At 39.4% G+C, this 15134-nt stretch carries 14 protein-coding genes and 1 pseudogene; 13 read left to right on the forward strand and 2 right to left on the reverse strand.

Annotation, left to right across the window (positions count from 1 at the left end; translation table 11 throughout):
* Positions 1–106: 106 nt before the first annotated feature.
* Positions 107–709 carry a branched-chain amino acid aminotransferase gene (locus COE25_RS22380; protein ID WP_098934190.1) on the forward strand — a complete coding sequence of 201 codons (603 nt, stop codon included), beginning with the start codon at positions 107–109 and terminating at the stop codon, positions 707–709.
* 88 nt (positions 710–797) lie between these two features.
* Positions 798–1571 carry a cobalamin-binding protein gene (locus tag COE25_RS22385; protein WP_098934191.1) on the forward strand — a complete coding sequence of 258 codons (774 nt, stop codon included), beginning with the start codon at positions 798–800 and terminating at the stop codon, positions 1569–1571.
* Positions 1572–1636: 65 nt separating this feature from the next.
* Here the strand turns inward: COE25_RS22385 and COE25_RS22390 are convergent, their stop codons facing one another.
* The gene (locus COE25_RS22390; RefSeq protein WP_098934192.1) at positions 1637–1936 is read right to left on the reverse strand and encodes a hypothetical protein; all 300 of its coding nucleotides are present in this window, start codon (positions 1934–1936) and stop codon (positions 1637–1639) included.
* Between the two features lie 258 nt (positions 1937–2194).
* Between COE25_RS22390 and COE25_RS22395 the strand changes: the two genes are divergently transcribed.
* The 11 genes and pseudogenes from COE25_RS22395 to COE25_RS22445 all read left to right on the forward strand — a co-directional run bounded on the left by COE25_RS22395 (position 2195) and on the right by COE25_RS22445 (position 14064).
* On the forward strand, positions 2195–2872 hold the full coding sequence (locus COE25_RS22395) for an NAD-dependent epimerase/dehydratase family protein (protein WP_098934193.1): 678 nt from the start codon (positions 2195–2197) through the stop codon (positions 2870–2872).
* A gap of 22 nt (positions 2873–2894) precedes the next feature.
* Positions 2895–3701: a uroporphyrinogen-III synthase gene (locus COE25_RS22400; RefSeq protein WP_098934194.1), complete on the forward strand. Its 807-nt coding sequence runs from the start codon at positions 2895–2897 to the stop codon at positions 3699–3701.
* A gap of 709 nt (positions 3702–4410) precedes the next feature.
* Positions 4411–5766, forward strand: coding sequence for an NAD(P)-dependent oxidoreductase (locus COE25_RS22405; RefSeq protein ID WP_098934304.1), 1356 nt, complete (start codon positions 4411–4413; stop codon positions 5764–5766).
* Between the two features lie 32 nt (positions 5767–5798).
* Positions 5799–7085 carry an NAD-dependent dihydropyrimidine dehydrogenase subunit PreA gene (preA, locus tag COE25_RS22410; RefSeq protein WP_088087881.1) on the forward strand — a complete coding sequence of 429 codons (1287 nt, stop codon included), beginning with the start codon at positions 5799–5801 and terminating at the stop codon, positions 7083–7085.
* Between the two features lie 21 nt (positions 7086–7106).
* On the forward strand, positions 7107–8525 hold the full coding sequence (hydA, locus tag COE25_RS22415; protein WP_098934195.1) for a dihydropyrimidinase: 1419 nt from the start codon (positions 7107–7109) through the stop codon (positions 8523–8525).
* Between the two features lie 114 nt (positions 8526–8639).
* Positions 8640–8819: pseudogene (locus COE25_RS31775) on the forward strand (nitrate reductase); the annotation flags it as partial.
* Between the two features lies 1 nt (position 8820).
* The gene (locus tag COE25_RS22425) at positions 8821–9039 is read left to right on the forward strand and encodes a hypothetical protein (protein ID WP_088087879.1); all 219 of its coding nucleotides are present in this window, start codon (positions 8821–8823) and stop codon (positions 9037–9039) included.
* Positions 9040–9069: 30 nt separating this feature from the next.
* The gene (locus tag COE25_RS22430; RefSeq protein ID WP_373408501.1) at positions 9070–9312 is read left to right on the forward strand and encodes a hypothetical protein; all 243 of its coding nucleotides are present in this window, start codon (positions 9070–9072) and stop codon (positions 9310–9312) included.
* 83 nt (positions 9313–9395) lie between these two features.
* Positions 9396–11024, forward strand: coding sequence for a PucR family transcriptional regulator (locus COE25_RS22435; protein WP_098934196.1), 1629 nt, complete (start codon positions 9396–9398; stop codon positions 11022–11024).
* 157 nt (positions 11025–11181) lie between these two features.
* Positions 11182–12648 carry a CoA-acylating methylmalonate-semialdehyde dehydrogenase gene (locus tag COE25_RS22440; RefSeq protein WP_088087876.1) on the forward strand — a complete coding sequence of 489 codons (1467 nt, stop codon included), beginning with the start codon at positions 11182–11184 and terminating at the stop codon, positions 12646–12648.
* 60 nt (positions 12649–12708) lie between these two features.
* Positions 12709–14064 (forward strand): aspartate aminotransferase family protein, encoded by a 1356-nt coding sequence (locus tag COE25_RS22445; protein WP_098934197.1) that lies wholly within the window; start codon positions 12709–12711, stop codon positions 14062–14064.
* 61 nt (positions 14065–14125) lie between these two features.
* Here the strand turns inward: COE25_RS22445 and COE25_RS22450 are convergent, their stop codons facing one another.
* Positions 14126–15031, reverse strand: a complete 906-nt coding sequence (locus tag COE25_RS22450) for a hypothetical protein (RefSeq protein ID WP_098934198.1) — start codon at positions 15029–15031, stop codon at positions 14126–14128.
* Between the last annotated feature and the right edge of the window lie 103 nt (positions 15032–15134).

The raw sequence follows: 15134 nt of genomic DNA on the forward strand, positions 1-15134 counted from the left end.
TATAGTCACCTCTTTTTTTTGGAAAAAAAACATTTACATATTTGCTTTTTTACACATAAACACTCAAAATTAAAGATGAAAAGTGAATCATAGGAGGACATTCCTTATGTTAAAAGACCAAATCAAACAGTACATATCTGAACAGCAAAATAACCCAAACGGCAATAGTATTACTATTTTTAAAGAAGAAAAAGAGTATCTCGAAAAAAATCAGCTGGGTGATAATGTCCAATTTTCGGAGAAGGATGTTAGTGTGCGCTTTGCAGACGCCTACATTGAACGTTGTGATAAAGAAACAGAAAATATGCTAAAGAATGAATCGTCTTCATTCTTGACTCAGCCTCTCGATTACTTAAAAATGCATAAAAATGAATTTATTTATTTAGAGTCCAATTGGTTTGATTTAATTGGTGTCGAGGCGGTTTCAATAGAAGCGGATGATGTATTTGGGACATACGATGTAATGTTGGGATTAAAACTGCAAAAGAAATTTGAAAAAGCGTTAAAGGAAAATTTAAATACCCAATTACACGGGGATGAAGCAAAATTTGACTTAATGTTCAGCTTGGAAGATGGATTATGGAATTTGAATTTTGCCCTAAACTATGTGGAAGGTTTTACCGAAGAGATATCCATAGGTGAGGCGTTCCAGCTTATTTATCGCTTTTTATTTCAGTTGGTTGAGGCCGTAGAAGGGGAAAGGAAATAGAAATACCCAAAAACGCATGGATGATTTTCCAGCCATGCGTTTTATGATTCCTTTGCTTTAACTATATCGAGAGGAGAGATGGTAGAACATGCGAGTCATTTCCTTGTGCCCTAGTAATACCGAAGTTATGGAATATCTGGGTTTAACACACTTATTAGTAGGAGTTGATGACTTTTCCGATTGGCCAGCCTCAATCAAAAATCTACCAAAGTTAGGTCCTGATTTATCGATTAACATGGATCTAGTTGAACAATTGCAGCCTGATATGGTCCTTGCTTCTTTAAGTGTTCCAGGGATGGAAAAAAATATTGAGGCTCTAAAGAAACGAGATATCCCCCATCTTGTTTTAAATCCACAATCATTAACAGATATTGAAAACGATTTAATCACAACCGCTGGAGTTCTTGGCGAACAAGAACGGGGAGTGGAGGCGGCTCGGCAATTTCGTTCCCGGCTTGAAAAAGTAAAACAGCAGAGTGTAAATCAAAGTTACCGACCACGTTTGTACTGGGAATGGTGGCCAAAGCCGATTTTTACACCAGGAAAAATAAATTGGCTCACGGAGATATCCGAAGCTGCTGGGGCAATAAACATCTTTCAGGATATTGAATTGGCCAGTGTTCAAACGGAGTGGGAAGATGTAATAATTCGCAAGCCCGATTTTATTTGTCTTGCTTGGGTAGGAGTGAGGAAAGATAAGATTCAAAAAAGCCTTGTTAAAAAGCGAACTGGATTTGAAGAACTAGGGTTTAAAAGTGATGACCAGATTCTCATTCTTGAGGAAGAACTGTACTGCCGCCCCTCACCCAGACTGCTCGATGGATTAGAAAGGTTAGTAGATTTGATTCATAGATTTAAATGACCAGAGAAGCACTTTTTTTATTTTTGGATAAATGAAAAGGGAGGGTATTACCTCCTCCCTAAAAATCAACTAAAATCCTGCTCTGTAATCGAAATGGCTGAACCCGTTGATGTGTGCTGGTTTACCCAGCCTAACGAGGTTTTCGAGACATTAGTCCAATTGGGTATTTCTTCCTTATGCTGTTCAACCCAACTCATGCAGTACTGTGGGTCAATATTATAATCGAGGCACTGGGCTAGGAAAGATTGAATCGTTTCTTGGTTGCAATTCTCCCATGAACCACAAGTATTACTCCACACATTCTCCATTTTCGTTTGCAGCGATACATCATTAATAAAATTACTAAATTGGAAATCGTTAGGCATCCTTGTTCCTCCTTAAAAAAATTTTCACTTCCTCAGTATGTCCAAGGAAAAAATAATTGAACAAAAATAATCTATAATATTGCCAACTTAATCGTGATTTACCTTATTGAATTTTGTATCTTCCTTTTTAGGGTAAGATACAAAGTCAAAATTATACATCTAAGGATTAATATTCTTCATTATTCACGAGGATTGTGTAATAATCTTAATGATACCGATTCAATGAGATAAAAGGTTGGATCGTAAAGGGGATTAGATATGAAAAATAGAAAAAAAACGGCACTTGTTCTAGGTGCTAGCGGACTAGTAGGAAATGAATTAGTAAAAATCCTCATTCAACAAAAAAATTATGAAAAGATCCATATGTTAGTCCGAAGACCAATTGAAAGCAATCATCCCTCCTGTGAAGTGCATGTCGTTGATTTTGACAAGCTAGATACATACTCAGAATTATTTCAGGTAACAGATGTTTTTTGTTGTTTAGGGACTACTATTAAAAAGGCAAAAAGCAAGGAAGCTTTTCGAAAAGTAGACTATGAATATCCGGTCGAGGCAGCAAAAATCTCATCAAAAACTGGTGTAGAAAAATTTCTCATTATTACAGCGATGGGGTCAAATTCTAAATCATTAATTTTCTACAATCAAGTGAAGGGACAAGTTGAGGAAGCTCTAGGTAAATTAATTATACCATCTGTTCATATTTTCAGGCCATCACTATTGTTAGGAGAGCGGACAGAGTTTCGTTTTGGGGAAAGAATTGCGGAAAAAGCAAGTGCCTTTTTAAATTTACTTATGGTTGGCGCATTACGACCTTATAAAGCGATTGAAGCAAGGAACGTCGCAGCAGCAATGGCAGCCGTGGCCCAGACTGATAAAAGTGGTGTGAACATTTATCCTTCACATGAGATTGAAAGAATCGCAAGAGAAAAAAATTAATACGATTTGAGAGGTTAGTGCAATGGAGAAGAGTTTAACTGGAAAGCGAGTTGTCATTAGCGGTTCGCGAAAAATAGAAGAAATAAGTACGATAATTGGAAAACAAGGAGGTGTTCCTCTAGTCCGTACTCTTCAAGGGACTGTATTTTTAGCAGAAAAGGAAGTGGAACCTGATTTACGCGAATTTGTAAAGAAAGGTGCCGATTGGGTGATCTTCACAACGGGGATTGGTTTTGAGACACTTGTGGAATTAGCAACAAAGCTTGGATTAAAAGAGTCCTTTTTAAAGAACCTTCGTGAAGCACAGATAGCATCTAGAGGCTATAAAACCTTTTCTGCATTAAAGAAATATGAGATTAAACCAAACGTGGTCGATGATGATGGAACAACAAAGGGATTAGCTCAATCACTTGAAACCGTAGATTTCTCTGGAAAAAGAGTTATGTTGCAACTTCACGGGGAAACAGCACCAGTATTAACAAAATTTCTCGAAGATCGCGGTGCTATTGTCCAGAAGTTACTCCCATACCAGCATATAGCACCTGAAAAAGAGATGGTGGAAAGGTTATGTAATGAACTTCAGTCCGGTGAATGTGACGCGGTATGCTTTACTACGGCAACCCAGGTTCACTCGCTTTTTGACTATGCAAGAGAACATGAAATATTTACAGACATTGTTAATTCATTCAAGGAAAAAGCAGTAGCTGCAGCCGTTGGAAAAGTTACCGCAGCAGCATTAAAAGAGCAAGGGGTAGAACGGATCCTTGTTCCTGAAAATGAGAGAATGGGAGCAATGGTTATCGAGTTGTCTAAATATTTTCAAAGTTAAACATGGCTGGGTGTACCTTCTAAAAAGGGTACACTTTTTTATAGGCTATGTTAAAGCTCATTGTTGATTTTGGCACATGTTGATTGGAGCGGAAGGCGCGAAGGGGTTCATTTCCTCCACATTCGTAAAAAATGTCGAGAAGTTTTTTACGATTGTTTTATAATAAGTCAGTTTTCCTTAGAAGGAAGATGCATTGTTAGGTAAGTAATACTTTACTGATTAGACAATTGAAAATGAACAAATAAAGCTTGTAAGATTAATTGACAATTCGATTTCTTTTTACAATATTTTTGGTATTATTGTGTTAAATTGAAAAAGGATTCAGAAAAGTGGACAAGAAATCTGCCCTCTGATAAAACTATTTACAATATTCCATATCATTTCCAATTTCCATCTAACAACAATACTCCCCTAGGGTTAAAATTCATAGTAAACTATTTTCTTTTTACATAATGAATAAATAAATGCTTGCATCAATTTACAGATTGTTAGGTGAAATGTCTAAAACCAGTCTGTAAAATAATAATAAGATGCAGAATTTTCTGCGAAATAGATAATTGACTAAAGGAGTTGGTCCCTTTTTGGTAATATCAGTTTATTAAAGCGCTTACATTTTAAAGATCAGCACTTAAATAATTTATTTATTCCATATGTATTGGCCATAAACCATTCATATAAGAAGGAGGGCTTCTCTTTGGCGAATGAAAAAATGCTGCGTATATCCTTATCCAATCTTGAAAAGAACTTTCTAGAGGTGGAGCAGGGACTGACAAACCAAGAAGCTGTTGAAGAATCCAATCGGTGCCTCTATTGCTATGATGCTCCATGTATAAAGGCCTGCCCGACAGGTATTGATATTCCAACCTTTATTAAAAAAATTGCCTCAGGAAACTTACTAGGTTCCGCTAAAACAATCATGTCTTCAAATCCAGTTGGTGCAAGCTGTTCTAGGGTTTGTCCAACCGATGAACTATGTGAAGGTGCTTGCGTCCTAAATCATTCAACCAAGCCGATTATGATAGGCAATCTACAAAGATATGCTACGGATTGGGCAATGACAAATGAGCAAGTACTTTTTCGACCAGGCCAAGCGAATGGACGAACAGTTGCTGTCATCGGCGGTGGTCCGGCTGGACTATCGGCGGCAAGGGAACTGGCGAGATTGGGATACGAGGTTACAATATTTGAGGGGGCCGAGAAAGCAGGCGGCTTAAATACGTATGGAATTGTCTCTTTCCGTTTACCTCAAAGAATTTCCTTCTGGGAAGTAGAGCAGGTTGAAAAATTGAATGTAACCATTAAAACGAACACAATAGTCGGCAAGGATATTTCAGCGGAAGAAATTACTGAAAATTTTGATTATATAGTATTAGCAGTAGGTATGGCACATGTTCCAAACCTGGGTGTTGAAGGCGAAAACTTAGCGGGTGTATTTGATGCGATTGAATTTGTCAAGGCAACAAAAAGTGGCCAGTTATCCGAAGAGTTTGTTGGAAAACGGGTTGTCGTAATTGGTGCTGGGAATACCGCGATTGATGGTGCGACTTGTTCCGTTCGGTTAGGAGCTGAAAACGTCAAAATCTTATACCGGAGAACGGAAGAAGAAATGACGGCCTATGAATTTGAATATGATTTTGCCAAACAAGACGGTGTGGAATTCCGCTGGTTAACAGCACCAAAAAGGATTATCGGTGATGAAACCGGGAAGGTAACCGGAATAGAGTGTATCAAAATGAAACTTGGGGATCCAGAAAAAGATGGACGGCGCAGACCTGTAACAATCGAGGGTTCCGAATATGTACTTCCTGTCGATGCTGTGGTAAAAGCAATCGGTCAAACCAGACACCTGAAGTTAATTGAAGGGTTCGATCTTAGCCATGATGGCGGGGTTGTCAAGGTAAATCAAGAAACGTTCCAAACCTCTAATCCCAAAGTGTTTGGATGCGGAGATGTTGTGTTTGGTAAAGGGAATGGGGACGCCATGGTCGTAACCGCTGCGCAACAGGGAAAAGATGTGGCCTATGCCATTCATAAACAATATTCTGTTGTCGGAACGGCAAAATAACTTCTTATTTGATAAAAAGGGGAGAAAAATAGATGGCTGATTTACGTATTAATCTTGCAGGGATAAAATCTCCTAACCCGTTCTGGCTGGCATCAGCACCTCCTACCAACTCTGGCTATCAGGTACAGAGAGCCTTTGATGCTGGTTGGGGCGGGGCAGTCTGGAAAACATTGGGTGATCCTATTTTGAATGTATCATCAAGGTTTGCTGCAATTAGTTTTAACGGACAAAGGGTGGCCGGTTTCAATAATATTGAACTAATCACCGACCGACCTTTAGATGTCAATTTAAAAGAAATCTATGAAACCAAAAAGCGATTTCCTAACCATGCGATCATTGCTTCGTTAATGGTGGAACCAAAGCAGGAAAAGTGGCATGAAATCGTTAAACGTGTGGAGGATGTCGGTGTTGATGGACTTGAGTTGAATTTTGGCTGTCCCCACGGGATGGCAGAGCGCGGCATGGGTTCGGCTTCGGGCCAGGTCCCTGCACTTGTTGAGCGTCAGACCTTTTGGGTGAAAGAAGTTGCAAAGACACCTGTGATTGTAAAATTAACGCCAAATATCACTGATATTACGGCGACCGCAGAAGCTGCCTGCAATGGCGGTGCGGACGCGATCAGTATGATCAATACGATTAACAGTCTCATGGGTGTTGATCTCGATTCATGGAATACGATTCCACATGTGGCCGGAAAGGGTGCACACGGCGGCTATTGCGGACCTGCAGTTAAGCCGATTGCCTTAAACATGGTCGCTGAATGTGCAAGACATCCGCATATTAACGTGCCAATTTCGGGGATTGGCGGTATTTCCAATTGGAGGGATGCCGTTGAATTTATGTTGATGGGAGCCGCTGGCGTTCAAATTTGTACTGCCGCCATGCACCATGGGTTCCGAATCGTTGAAGATATGATTGAAGGACTCAGCAATTATCTAGATAGTAAAGGAATTGCCTCTGTGACTGAAATCATCGGAAAATCCGTCCCTAAATACTCGGATTGGGGCAACTTGGATTTAAATTACAATATCGTCGCAAAAATCAATACCGATGTCTGTATCAATTGCAATAAGTGTCATATTGCCTGCGAAGATACCTCGCATCAATGTATCGATATGTTGACGGACGCAAATGGAAAGAGCTTCCTCAAAGTGAGGGAAGAGGATTGTGTCGGTTGTAATTTATGTTCGATCGTATGTCCTGTAGACGGGGCGATTGATATGGTCGAAGCAGCAAGAGAACTGCCGCCGATGACTTGGAATGAACGACAGGCTGCCTTAAGTGGAGTTGTAGAATGTAAAGCAGATCTAACCAAGTAGAAGATTTGGAGGGAATTATTGATGAAAAAAATTATCAAAAACGGAACCATTGTCACGGCTACAGACACATACCAAGCAGAAATATTAATTGAAGATGGTAAAATATCACAAATCGGGACAAATCTATCAGCGACTGGCGCGGAAATAATCGATGCGAAAGGCTGTTTTGTTTTTCCTGGAGGGATCGATCCACACACCCATCTCGATATGCCATTTGGTGGAACGGTGACAAAGGATGATTTCGAATCAGGGACCATTGCTGCTGCCTTTGGCGGAACGACAACGGTTATTGATTTTTGCTTAACCAATAAGGGGGAGCCGCTGAAAAATGCGATTCAAACATGGCATGATAAATCAGGAGAAAAAGCTGTAATTGATTATGGTTTCCACTTAATGATCTCAGAAATCAACGAGAATGTTCTCAGTGAGCTCCCTCAAGTTATTACTGAAGAAGGAATTACCTCTTTTAAGGTATTTATGGCTTACAAAAATGTATTTCAAGCGGATGATGAAACATTGTTCAAGACACTTATCTCTGCAAAAGAACACGGAGCCTTGGTCATGGTCCATGCAGAAAATGGGGATGTCATTGATTACTTAACGAAAAAAGCCCTTGATGAAGGGAAAACGGCCCCGATTTATCACGCACTAACGAGACCGCAGGAATTAGAGGGCGAAGCTACAGGGCGTGCAGCAAAATTCACGGGACTTGCCAATTCACAGCTATACGTCGTACATGTCTCTTGTGCAGATGCAGTGGAACAAATAGCGATAGCCCGAAGCAAGGGCTTTGATGTCTGGGGAGAAACCTGTCCTCAATATTTAGTCCTTGATCAAGACTATTTAGAAAAGCCTAATTTTGAAGGGGCTAAATATGTTTGGTCACCGCCATTAAGAGAGAAGTGGAATCAGGATGTTCTTTGGAATGCTTTGAAGAGTGGTCAATTGCAAACGATTGGTTCTGACCAATGTTCCTTTGATTTTAAAGGGCAAAAGGATTTAGGAAGAGATGATTTTACTAAAATACCAAACGGCGGTCCAATTATTGAAGATCGTTTGTCGGTATTATTCTCTGAGGGGGTCAAAAAGGGACGGATTAGTCTGAATCAATTTGTTGATATTACCTCAACCCGCAGCGCAAAGCTTTTTGGCTTATTCCCGAAAAAAGGGACAATCACCATCGGTGCAGATGCAGACCTTGTTATCTTTGATCCGAATATCGAACGTGTGATTTCGGCCGAAACACATCATATGGCTGTTGATTACAATGCGTTTGAAGGTATGAAGGTAACCGGCGAGCCGGTTTCGGTGTTGTCACGTGGGGAATTTGTTGTTCGCGACAAGCAATTTGTTGGAAAACCGGGTTCTGGCCAATATTTGAAGAGGGCAAAATATAATAAAAATACACTAGTAAACCAAAGTGAAACACTATCTATCTAGCTAATTATCTTAGCTTCACTTAAACACTAATCGAACTACTCCTATCTGCAATTGCTCAGATTTGCTGAGCAATTACTTGATTAATTGTTGTTGACCGTTTGTTGAATTTGTCAGGCAACAGCTGCGGGCAGAGAGGTCTGGAGTTGGGTCGAGTCCCCTGTAACCGGCGGCGCTGCTTTTTCAGCCTTTTTAGTTGTTATTTTTAGTAATATGGGTTTTTGGGCGACATTAAGTGCAGATATTCCCACTATTTCACGCTTCATCAAGGCACCAAAAAATAAAAGGGGGAGATTTGATGTCAGATTATCAGCAATTTCTAGATGAAAGAGACAAAATTGATTTCCTTATTCAGAAGGGCTATCGCATAAATGGTGTTAAAGAACATTTAAATGGGGCTACTGTGGAATTTTTACATCCCAAAGGAAATGTATTTGAAACACTTTTGATTGGAACAGCAAATGCACGAAAATATTTTACTAGTCTTTTATTGAAGCAGAATCACACAAGTTCGTGAGGTGCTAAGTGTTAAAAGATAATAATAGGGGTGGGAAGTTTGGAATTCTATTTAAGATCAAAGGATAATGCGTACCCTTGTGTAGTCACAATAGATGAAGACAATGGACGTTATACGATACGAAAATCTGATTCTAGCGGTGAGTACTTCAACTCTCCTAAAGAATTAGTGGCCTGGATCATGGAAAATTGGCAGTCTGAAGACTTTCTAGATCGAAATGAATTTGAGTCAATGCTTAGTGAAATAAAAGTAAACTTCCCGATAATACTCTAGATATATATTGAAAGGATTGGTTGTAGGACCAATCCTTTTTCACCTATTCAATCTGTTTTCACTTTTGCGAGGAGAGCCAAATGATGAAAGAACATTTTCAATTAACGGTGGCAGATATTTTAAATCGAAAGCATTTTGAAAATGCACGGGTTATCGCTGGGGAAGACGGTATTCATCGATTCGTCAAATGGGTTCATATCGTCGAGGTCACCAGTATTCGAAATCTTCTTAATGGAGATGAACTTATTCTAGCAACAGGTGTTGCCTGGAAAGATAATACCGATTTATTTGTTTCGATGATAATGGAATTTCTTGAAAACAATGCAGCTGGTTTATGTATTGAAATGGGGACATACATGACAGCCATCCCAGCGGAAGTCATAGATATTGCTAATGAACATCAATTTCCGATTATTATTTTTACACAGGAAGTTCCGTTTGTGAAAATTACTCAAGACATCCACTCAATCATTATTAACCAGCAATACCAGAAGATTTCAGATTTAGAGCATTACTCGCAAAGCTTAAATAAACGACTTCTAACGATGGAGAGTTATGGTGATATTCTTCAATGCATTTTTTCTGCATTGGACTTACAAATTATTTTCCGCTTAAAGAATCTGGACTATGAATTTGTCCCGGAAATTAGTCAAACTGAACAAAAAAAACTAATGACCCAGCTTGAAGGGACCAAAATACACCCATGTGATCATATAGCGTCTGCCCCTATATTCTTGTTTGGACAAGAATATGCAGAGTTATTTATTTGTTCAGAGGATATCCCTATCAGTGAATACGATTTATTGATTTTGGATCGTACCGCAACAGCACTGGCCCAGCATTTATTAAGGGAAATGTATGTTGAAGAAAAAAAGCGTGTCGAGGAGTTTGAGTGGCTTTACGGCTGGCTTGAGGGTGAACATTCACTCGAAAGCATTAGTGAATATTTTACCCTGAACGGGATTAAAACAAAAACGAATGAAGCAGTTGTCTTAATCACAAAGCTTATTCCTCTAAAAGAAAAAATAACCCAAGATGTTACTTATTTAAAGTTATTATTTCGCTCGATATTTGAACAGAATGGCTTCACTGTGTTTCCTGTTGAAAAAAGGAATGAGCTTACATTCATTCTTGTAAATAATCGGACGAAAAAGAATGTAAAGGAACGGATTAAGAAGGCAATTGAATCCATTACCGAATCAGAGTTTATTAGAAAACAGTGCTCAGCAAAAATCTTGATTGCGGTAGGAAATTTTATTGGAAATTTAAATGAAGTACATAAAAGTTATCTCACAGCGAAGGAAACTCAGCGAATACAACAAAAGATGACCAATAAAGCGACCTATTATTTTTATGAGGATCTGCATTTATATCGTCTTATTTCACAAATGAGTAAACACGTTAACCTAAAAGAGATTGCAGCAGAGTATTTACAGCCTGTTATTCAATATGATCAAAAATATAATGGCAAGCTACTAGAGACATTAAAGGTCTATTTAGAATGTAATGGATCAAAACAAGAAGCCGCAAGCAAGCTTTTTATTGTCAGGCAAACACTGTACCATCGCCTACAAAAGCTTGAAAACATTCTGGGAGAAGACTTTATGGAACATGAAAAACGAGTAGCTATCGAATTCATGCTACTTGTCCAAGATTACTTATCAGCTTCCCAACAAAATACAAGCAATACCAGTTTCAGAAAAACAGAATAAATGTCCAATTGACTATTCAAATCGTCAAAGAATTGGTTCGCCTCAATTAACAGTTCGTCTAATGAAAGCGTGGTTTAGATACGAGATAATGAGATTATAAGGCTATCAAGGTAGAAAATTCAAACACTATATATAAAAAATTTAGGAGGTTAGATATATGAGTGTAACAAAAAAAGATACGGCCATTTTAAAAAATTTCATTAACGGTGAATGGGTGAACTCGAACAGCGTCCAAACACTAGATGTACCCAATCCTGCTACGAATGAGCTGTTAACAAAGGTGCCTGTGTCAACGAAAGAGGATGTAAATCTAGCAGTGGCAGCGGCTAAGGCTGCATTTAAGGAGTGGAAGAATGTCCCGGTTCCAAAAAGAGCCAGAATTCTTTTTAAATACCACCATCTGTTAACTGAAAACCATAAAGAATTAGCAAGATTAATTGTGCTAGAAAATGGAAAGGCATACAAAGAAGCTTACGGTGAGGTCCAGCGCGGGATTGAGTGTGTTGAATTTGCATCAGGCGCTCCAACGTTAATGATGGGAGAAACGTTATCAGGTATTGCTGAAGATATTGATTCCGAAATGTTCCGTTACCCTGTAGGGATTGTCGGCGGGATTACACCCTTTAACTTCCCGATGATGGTCCCGCTATGGATGTTCCCGCTAGCGATCGCTTGTGGTAATACGTTTGTGCTAAAGCCATCTGAACGCACACCAATATTAGCTAATAGATTAGCAGAGTTGTTCATGGAAGCTGGTGCACCAAAAGGCGTGTTAAATGTGGTCCACGGTGCTCATGATGTTGTCAATGGCTTACTCGAGCATATGGACATTGCGGCCATTTCATTTGTTGGCTCACAACCTGTTGCAAAGTATGTTTATCAGCGAGCTGCTGCAGAAGGAAAGAGAGTTCAAGCCCTATCTGGAGCTAAAAATCATCATATTGTCATGCCTGATGCAGATATGGATAAGGCTGTCCAACATGTGATAACTTCTACGTTTGGAAGTGCGGGACAACGTTGTATGGCCTGCAGTGCAGTTGTTGTTGTCGGTGATAATGAGCCGTTTGTAGCCGCATTAAAGAAAAAGGCAGATGAACTAATCATTGGTAACGGAATGGATGATGAAGTGTTATTAACACCGATTATCCGGAGGGAACACCGTGAAAAAGTACTTGGCTATATTGAAAAAGGCCTTGCGGAAGGCGCTGATTTGATTAGGGATGGACGCAGAGAAATGGATGAGCTCCCAGAAGGAAATTTCTTGGGACCTACTATTTTTGATCACGTCACACCTGAAATGACAATTGCCAAGGAGGAACTCTTTGCCCCGGTATTAAGTCTCCTTCGTGCCAATGATTTAGACGAAGGGTTGGAATATATTCGAAAGTCCAGGTATGGCAACGGCGCAACCATCTATACGAACAATGCGAAAGCGATCCGTCAATTCCGTGAAGAAGCAGAAGCAGGTATGCTTGGTATTAATGTTGGCGTACCGGCAACAATGGCATTCTTCCCATTTTCGGGCTGGAAGGATTCCTTCTATGGTGACATGCATGTAAACGGGAAAGACGGCTTAAATTTCTATACGCGCAAAAAAATGATTACATCTCGTTTTGACGGTTAAGCAAGTGGCAAAATTACTTTTGGTGTCAGGCACCAATATTTTGAAATGGAGGGAAGCACGATGGTTCAAACAAGTCGTCCTCAGGAAACTTTATTGGAACAGGATGATAAATATGTTTGGCACTCAATGAAGCCTTATAACCCTAAAGCTACAATCGTTGCAGCCAAGGCTGAAGGGTCATGGGTGACTGATGCCGACGGGAAACGTTACTTAGATGCGATGGCAGGCCTTTGGTGTGTGAACGTCGGTTATGGCAGGACCGAGCTTGCCGAAGCGGCCTATGAACAACTGAAGGAAATGGCCTATTTTCCACTTTCTCAAAGCCATGTTCCAGCAATTAAACTAGCAGAAAAGCTGAATCAGATGTTAGGAGATGAATATGTCATCTTTTTCTCAAACAGCGGCTCCGAGGCAAACGAAACCGCCTTTAAAATAGTAAGACAGTACCATCAGCAAAAGGGTGAACAAAATCGTTACAAAATTGTCTCCCGCTATCGAGCGTATCACGGGAATTCTATGGGGGCCTTGGCTGCCACCGGGCAAGCGCAAAGAAAATACAAGTACGAACCGCTTGCACCAGGTTTTATTCATGTCTCACCACCGGATTCCTACCGGGATGATACGAATGTAGGAGATCCGAAGGAATTGTCTTCCGTCAAAGAAATTGACCGGACCATGACATGGGAGTTAAGTGAAACAATTGCGGCAATGATTATGGAACCGATTATTACCGGAGGTGGTGTCCTCATTCCGCCCGATGGCTATATGAAAGCGGCAAAAGAGGTATGTGAAAAACACGGGGCACTGCTCATTGTCGATGAAGTCATTTGTGGCTTCGGCCGTACAGGAAAGCCATTCGGGTTTATGAACTATGGCGTGAAGCCAGACATCATAACGATGGCAAAAGGGATTACCAGTGCGTACCTGCCCCTTTCCGCTACAGCTGTCCGTAAAGACATTTACGAAGCATTTAAAGGCACAGAGGAGTATGATTACTTCCGCCATGTCAATACGTTTGGAGGAAATCCAGCTGCTTGTGCGCTCGCTTTAAAAAATCTTGAAATTATGGAAAATGAAAAATTATTTGATCGTTCCCGTGATTTAGGGGAGCAACTCTTAAATGATTTAAAGAATCTTTTACAAGACCATCCCCATGTTGGCGATGTCCGTGGAAAAGGGTTATTGATCGGAATTGAATTAGTAAAGGATAAGCGGACCAAGGAACCATTGGAGAATGACCTTGTCAATCAGGTTATCGTCAATTGTAAGCAGGAAGGAATTTTCATCGGAAAAAATGGCGCAACAGTAGCAGGATATAACAATGTATTAACACTGGCACCGCCATTAACGATTAAGCAAGTAGATTTAACCTACCTGATCAAAACACTTACTGAGTCACTTCAGAAAATTAGATGAAAATAAAAAAAGAACCCATGTATTTACAAATGTAAATTTCATGGGTTCTTTTTTTCAGAGGTTATCTATTTTTTCTCCTTCTAGGTCGAAACCGGAAATCGTCACTACTTTCATAATCGGTAAAGGTATTAACAACTGGGGCAGCATCCACAAAATTATTTTTCACTTTTTTAGGCATCACAGCCGCCACTTTAACCTCCTTAACTACATCAGCTATTACCACTTCAATCTCCTGTTGCGGCTTTTTGTTCTTAGCATTTCCAGTTTCATCTTGGACAGCCTCAACCTCAGTACTCAGAGTCTCAACATCAGTACTAAAAGTTTTAACGTCAGTACTTAGAGTTTCATCATCAGTACTTAGAGTTCCATCATCAGTACTAAAACTTTTTAATTCATTATTAAAAGTTTTTAATTCAGTATTAAAAGTTTTTAATTCAGAATTAAGAGTTCTAACTTCAGATACTTCCTCTTTAATTTCATCCATTACTTCGATCACCTCAACCACCACTTCTTCATCGGCAACAACGTCCTCATTTTCATTACTTAATTGCGCTTCATCCTCAGTTACTTCAAGCATTTCGTCATCTTCGATTAAAGGTTGTTGTTTTACTCTTATAATTTTTCCAAGTGCATTTGTCCTCTTAACAGCGATTCCAATTATTTCATCTATTAGAGCAGTGAATTGATCAAAGTCCACATAATTTTCACCGCTAGTTTGGATGACTTTTAGAAAATCCTGATGAAATAGATTAAATTCTTGTTCGAACTGTTCGCGGTCCATTTCTCTAAAAGATGTTCCTTTAATACGAATAAATCCATAAATTAATTTACTCAATACCTTAGAAACGGCTTGCAATTCCTCCTCACTTAAATCAGAATCATTCGTTAGATAATAATGGACATCCCGTAGGGTTTGATAATAACTCTTAAAATTCCGGCTTATTTGTAGAAAATCAAAATTACTCATAAGAAATATCCCTCCATATATATTTAATGTATAATATTCGGAAGCAACGCAATGGTCTTTTTTATTTAAGATATGTAGGGATTATGCATATAGAAGGGATTAT

It is taken from the genome of Bacillus sp. AFS031507 (assembly GCF_002584635.1).
Classification (GTDB): Bacteria; Bacillota; Bacilli; order Bacillales; family Cytobacillaceae; genus Neobacillus.

What these genes read in the sequence shown, in the direction of transcription:
- COE25_RS22380 (WP_098934190.1), top strand. Translation starts at nt 107, where the DNA reads ATGTTAAAAGACCAAATCAAACAGTACATATCTGAACAGCAAAATAAC.
- COE25_RS22385 (WP_098934191.1), top strand. Translation starts at nt 798, where the DNA reads ATGCGAGTCATTTCCTTGTGCCCTAGTAATACCGAAGTTATGGAATAT.
- COE25_RS22390 (WP_098934192.1), bottom strand. Translation starts at nt 1,936, where the DNA reads ATGCCTAACGATTTCCAATTTAGTAATTTTATTAATGATGTATCGCTG.
- COE25_RS22395 (WP_098934193.1), top strand. Translation starts at nt 2,195, where the DNA reads ATGAAAAATAGAAAAAAAACGGCACTTGTTCTAGGTGCTAGCGGACTA.
- COE25_RS22400 (WP_098934194.1), top strand. Translation starts at nt 2,895, where the DNA reads ATGGAGAAGAGTTTAACTGGAAAGCGAGTTGTCATTAGCGGTTCGCGA.
- COE25_RS22405 (WP_098934304.1), top strand. Translation starts at nt 4,411, where the DNA reads ATGCTGCGTATATCCTTATCCAATCTTGAAAAGAACTTTCTAGAGGTG.
- preA (WP_088087881.1), top strand. Translation starts at nt 5,799, where the DNA reads ATGGCTGATTTACGTATTAATCTTGCAGGGATAAAATCTCCTAACCCG.
- hydA (WP_098934195.1), top strand. Translation starts at nt 7,107, where the DNA reads ATGAAAAAAATTATCAAAAACGGAACCATTGTCACGGCTACAGACACA.
- COE25_RS22425 (WP_088087879.1), top strand. Translation starts at nt 8,821, where the DNA reads ATGTCAGATTATCAGCAATTTCTAGATGAAAGAGACAAAATTGATTTC.
- COE25_RS22435 (WP_098934196.1), top strand. Translation starts at nt 9,396, where the DNA reads ATGAAAGAACATTTTCAATTAACGGTGGCAGATATTTTAAATCGAAAG.
- COE25_RS22440 (WP_088087876.1), top strand. Translation starts at nt 11,182, where the DNA reads ATGAGTGTAACAAAAAAAGATACGGCCATTTTAAAAAATTTCATTAAC.
- COE25_RS22445 (WP_098934197.1), top strand. Translation starts at nt 12,709, where the DNA reads ATGGTTCAAACAAGTCGTCCTCAGGAAACTTTATTGGAACAGGATGAT.
- COE25_RS22450 (WP_098934198.1), bottom strand. Translation starts at nt 15,031, where the DNA reads ATGAGTAATTTTGATTTTCTACAAATAAGCCGGAATTTTAAGAGTTAT.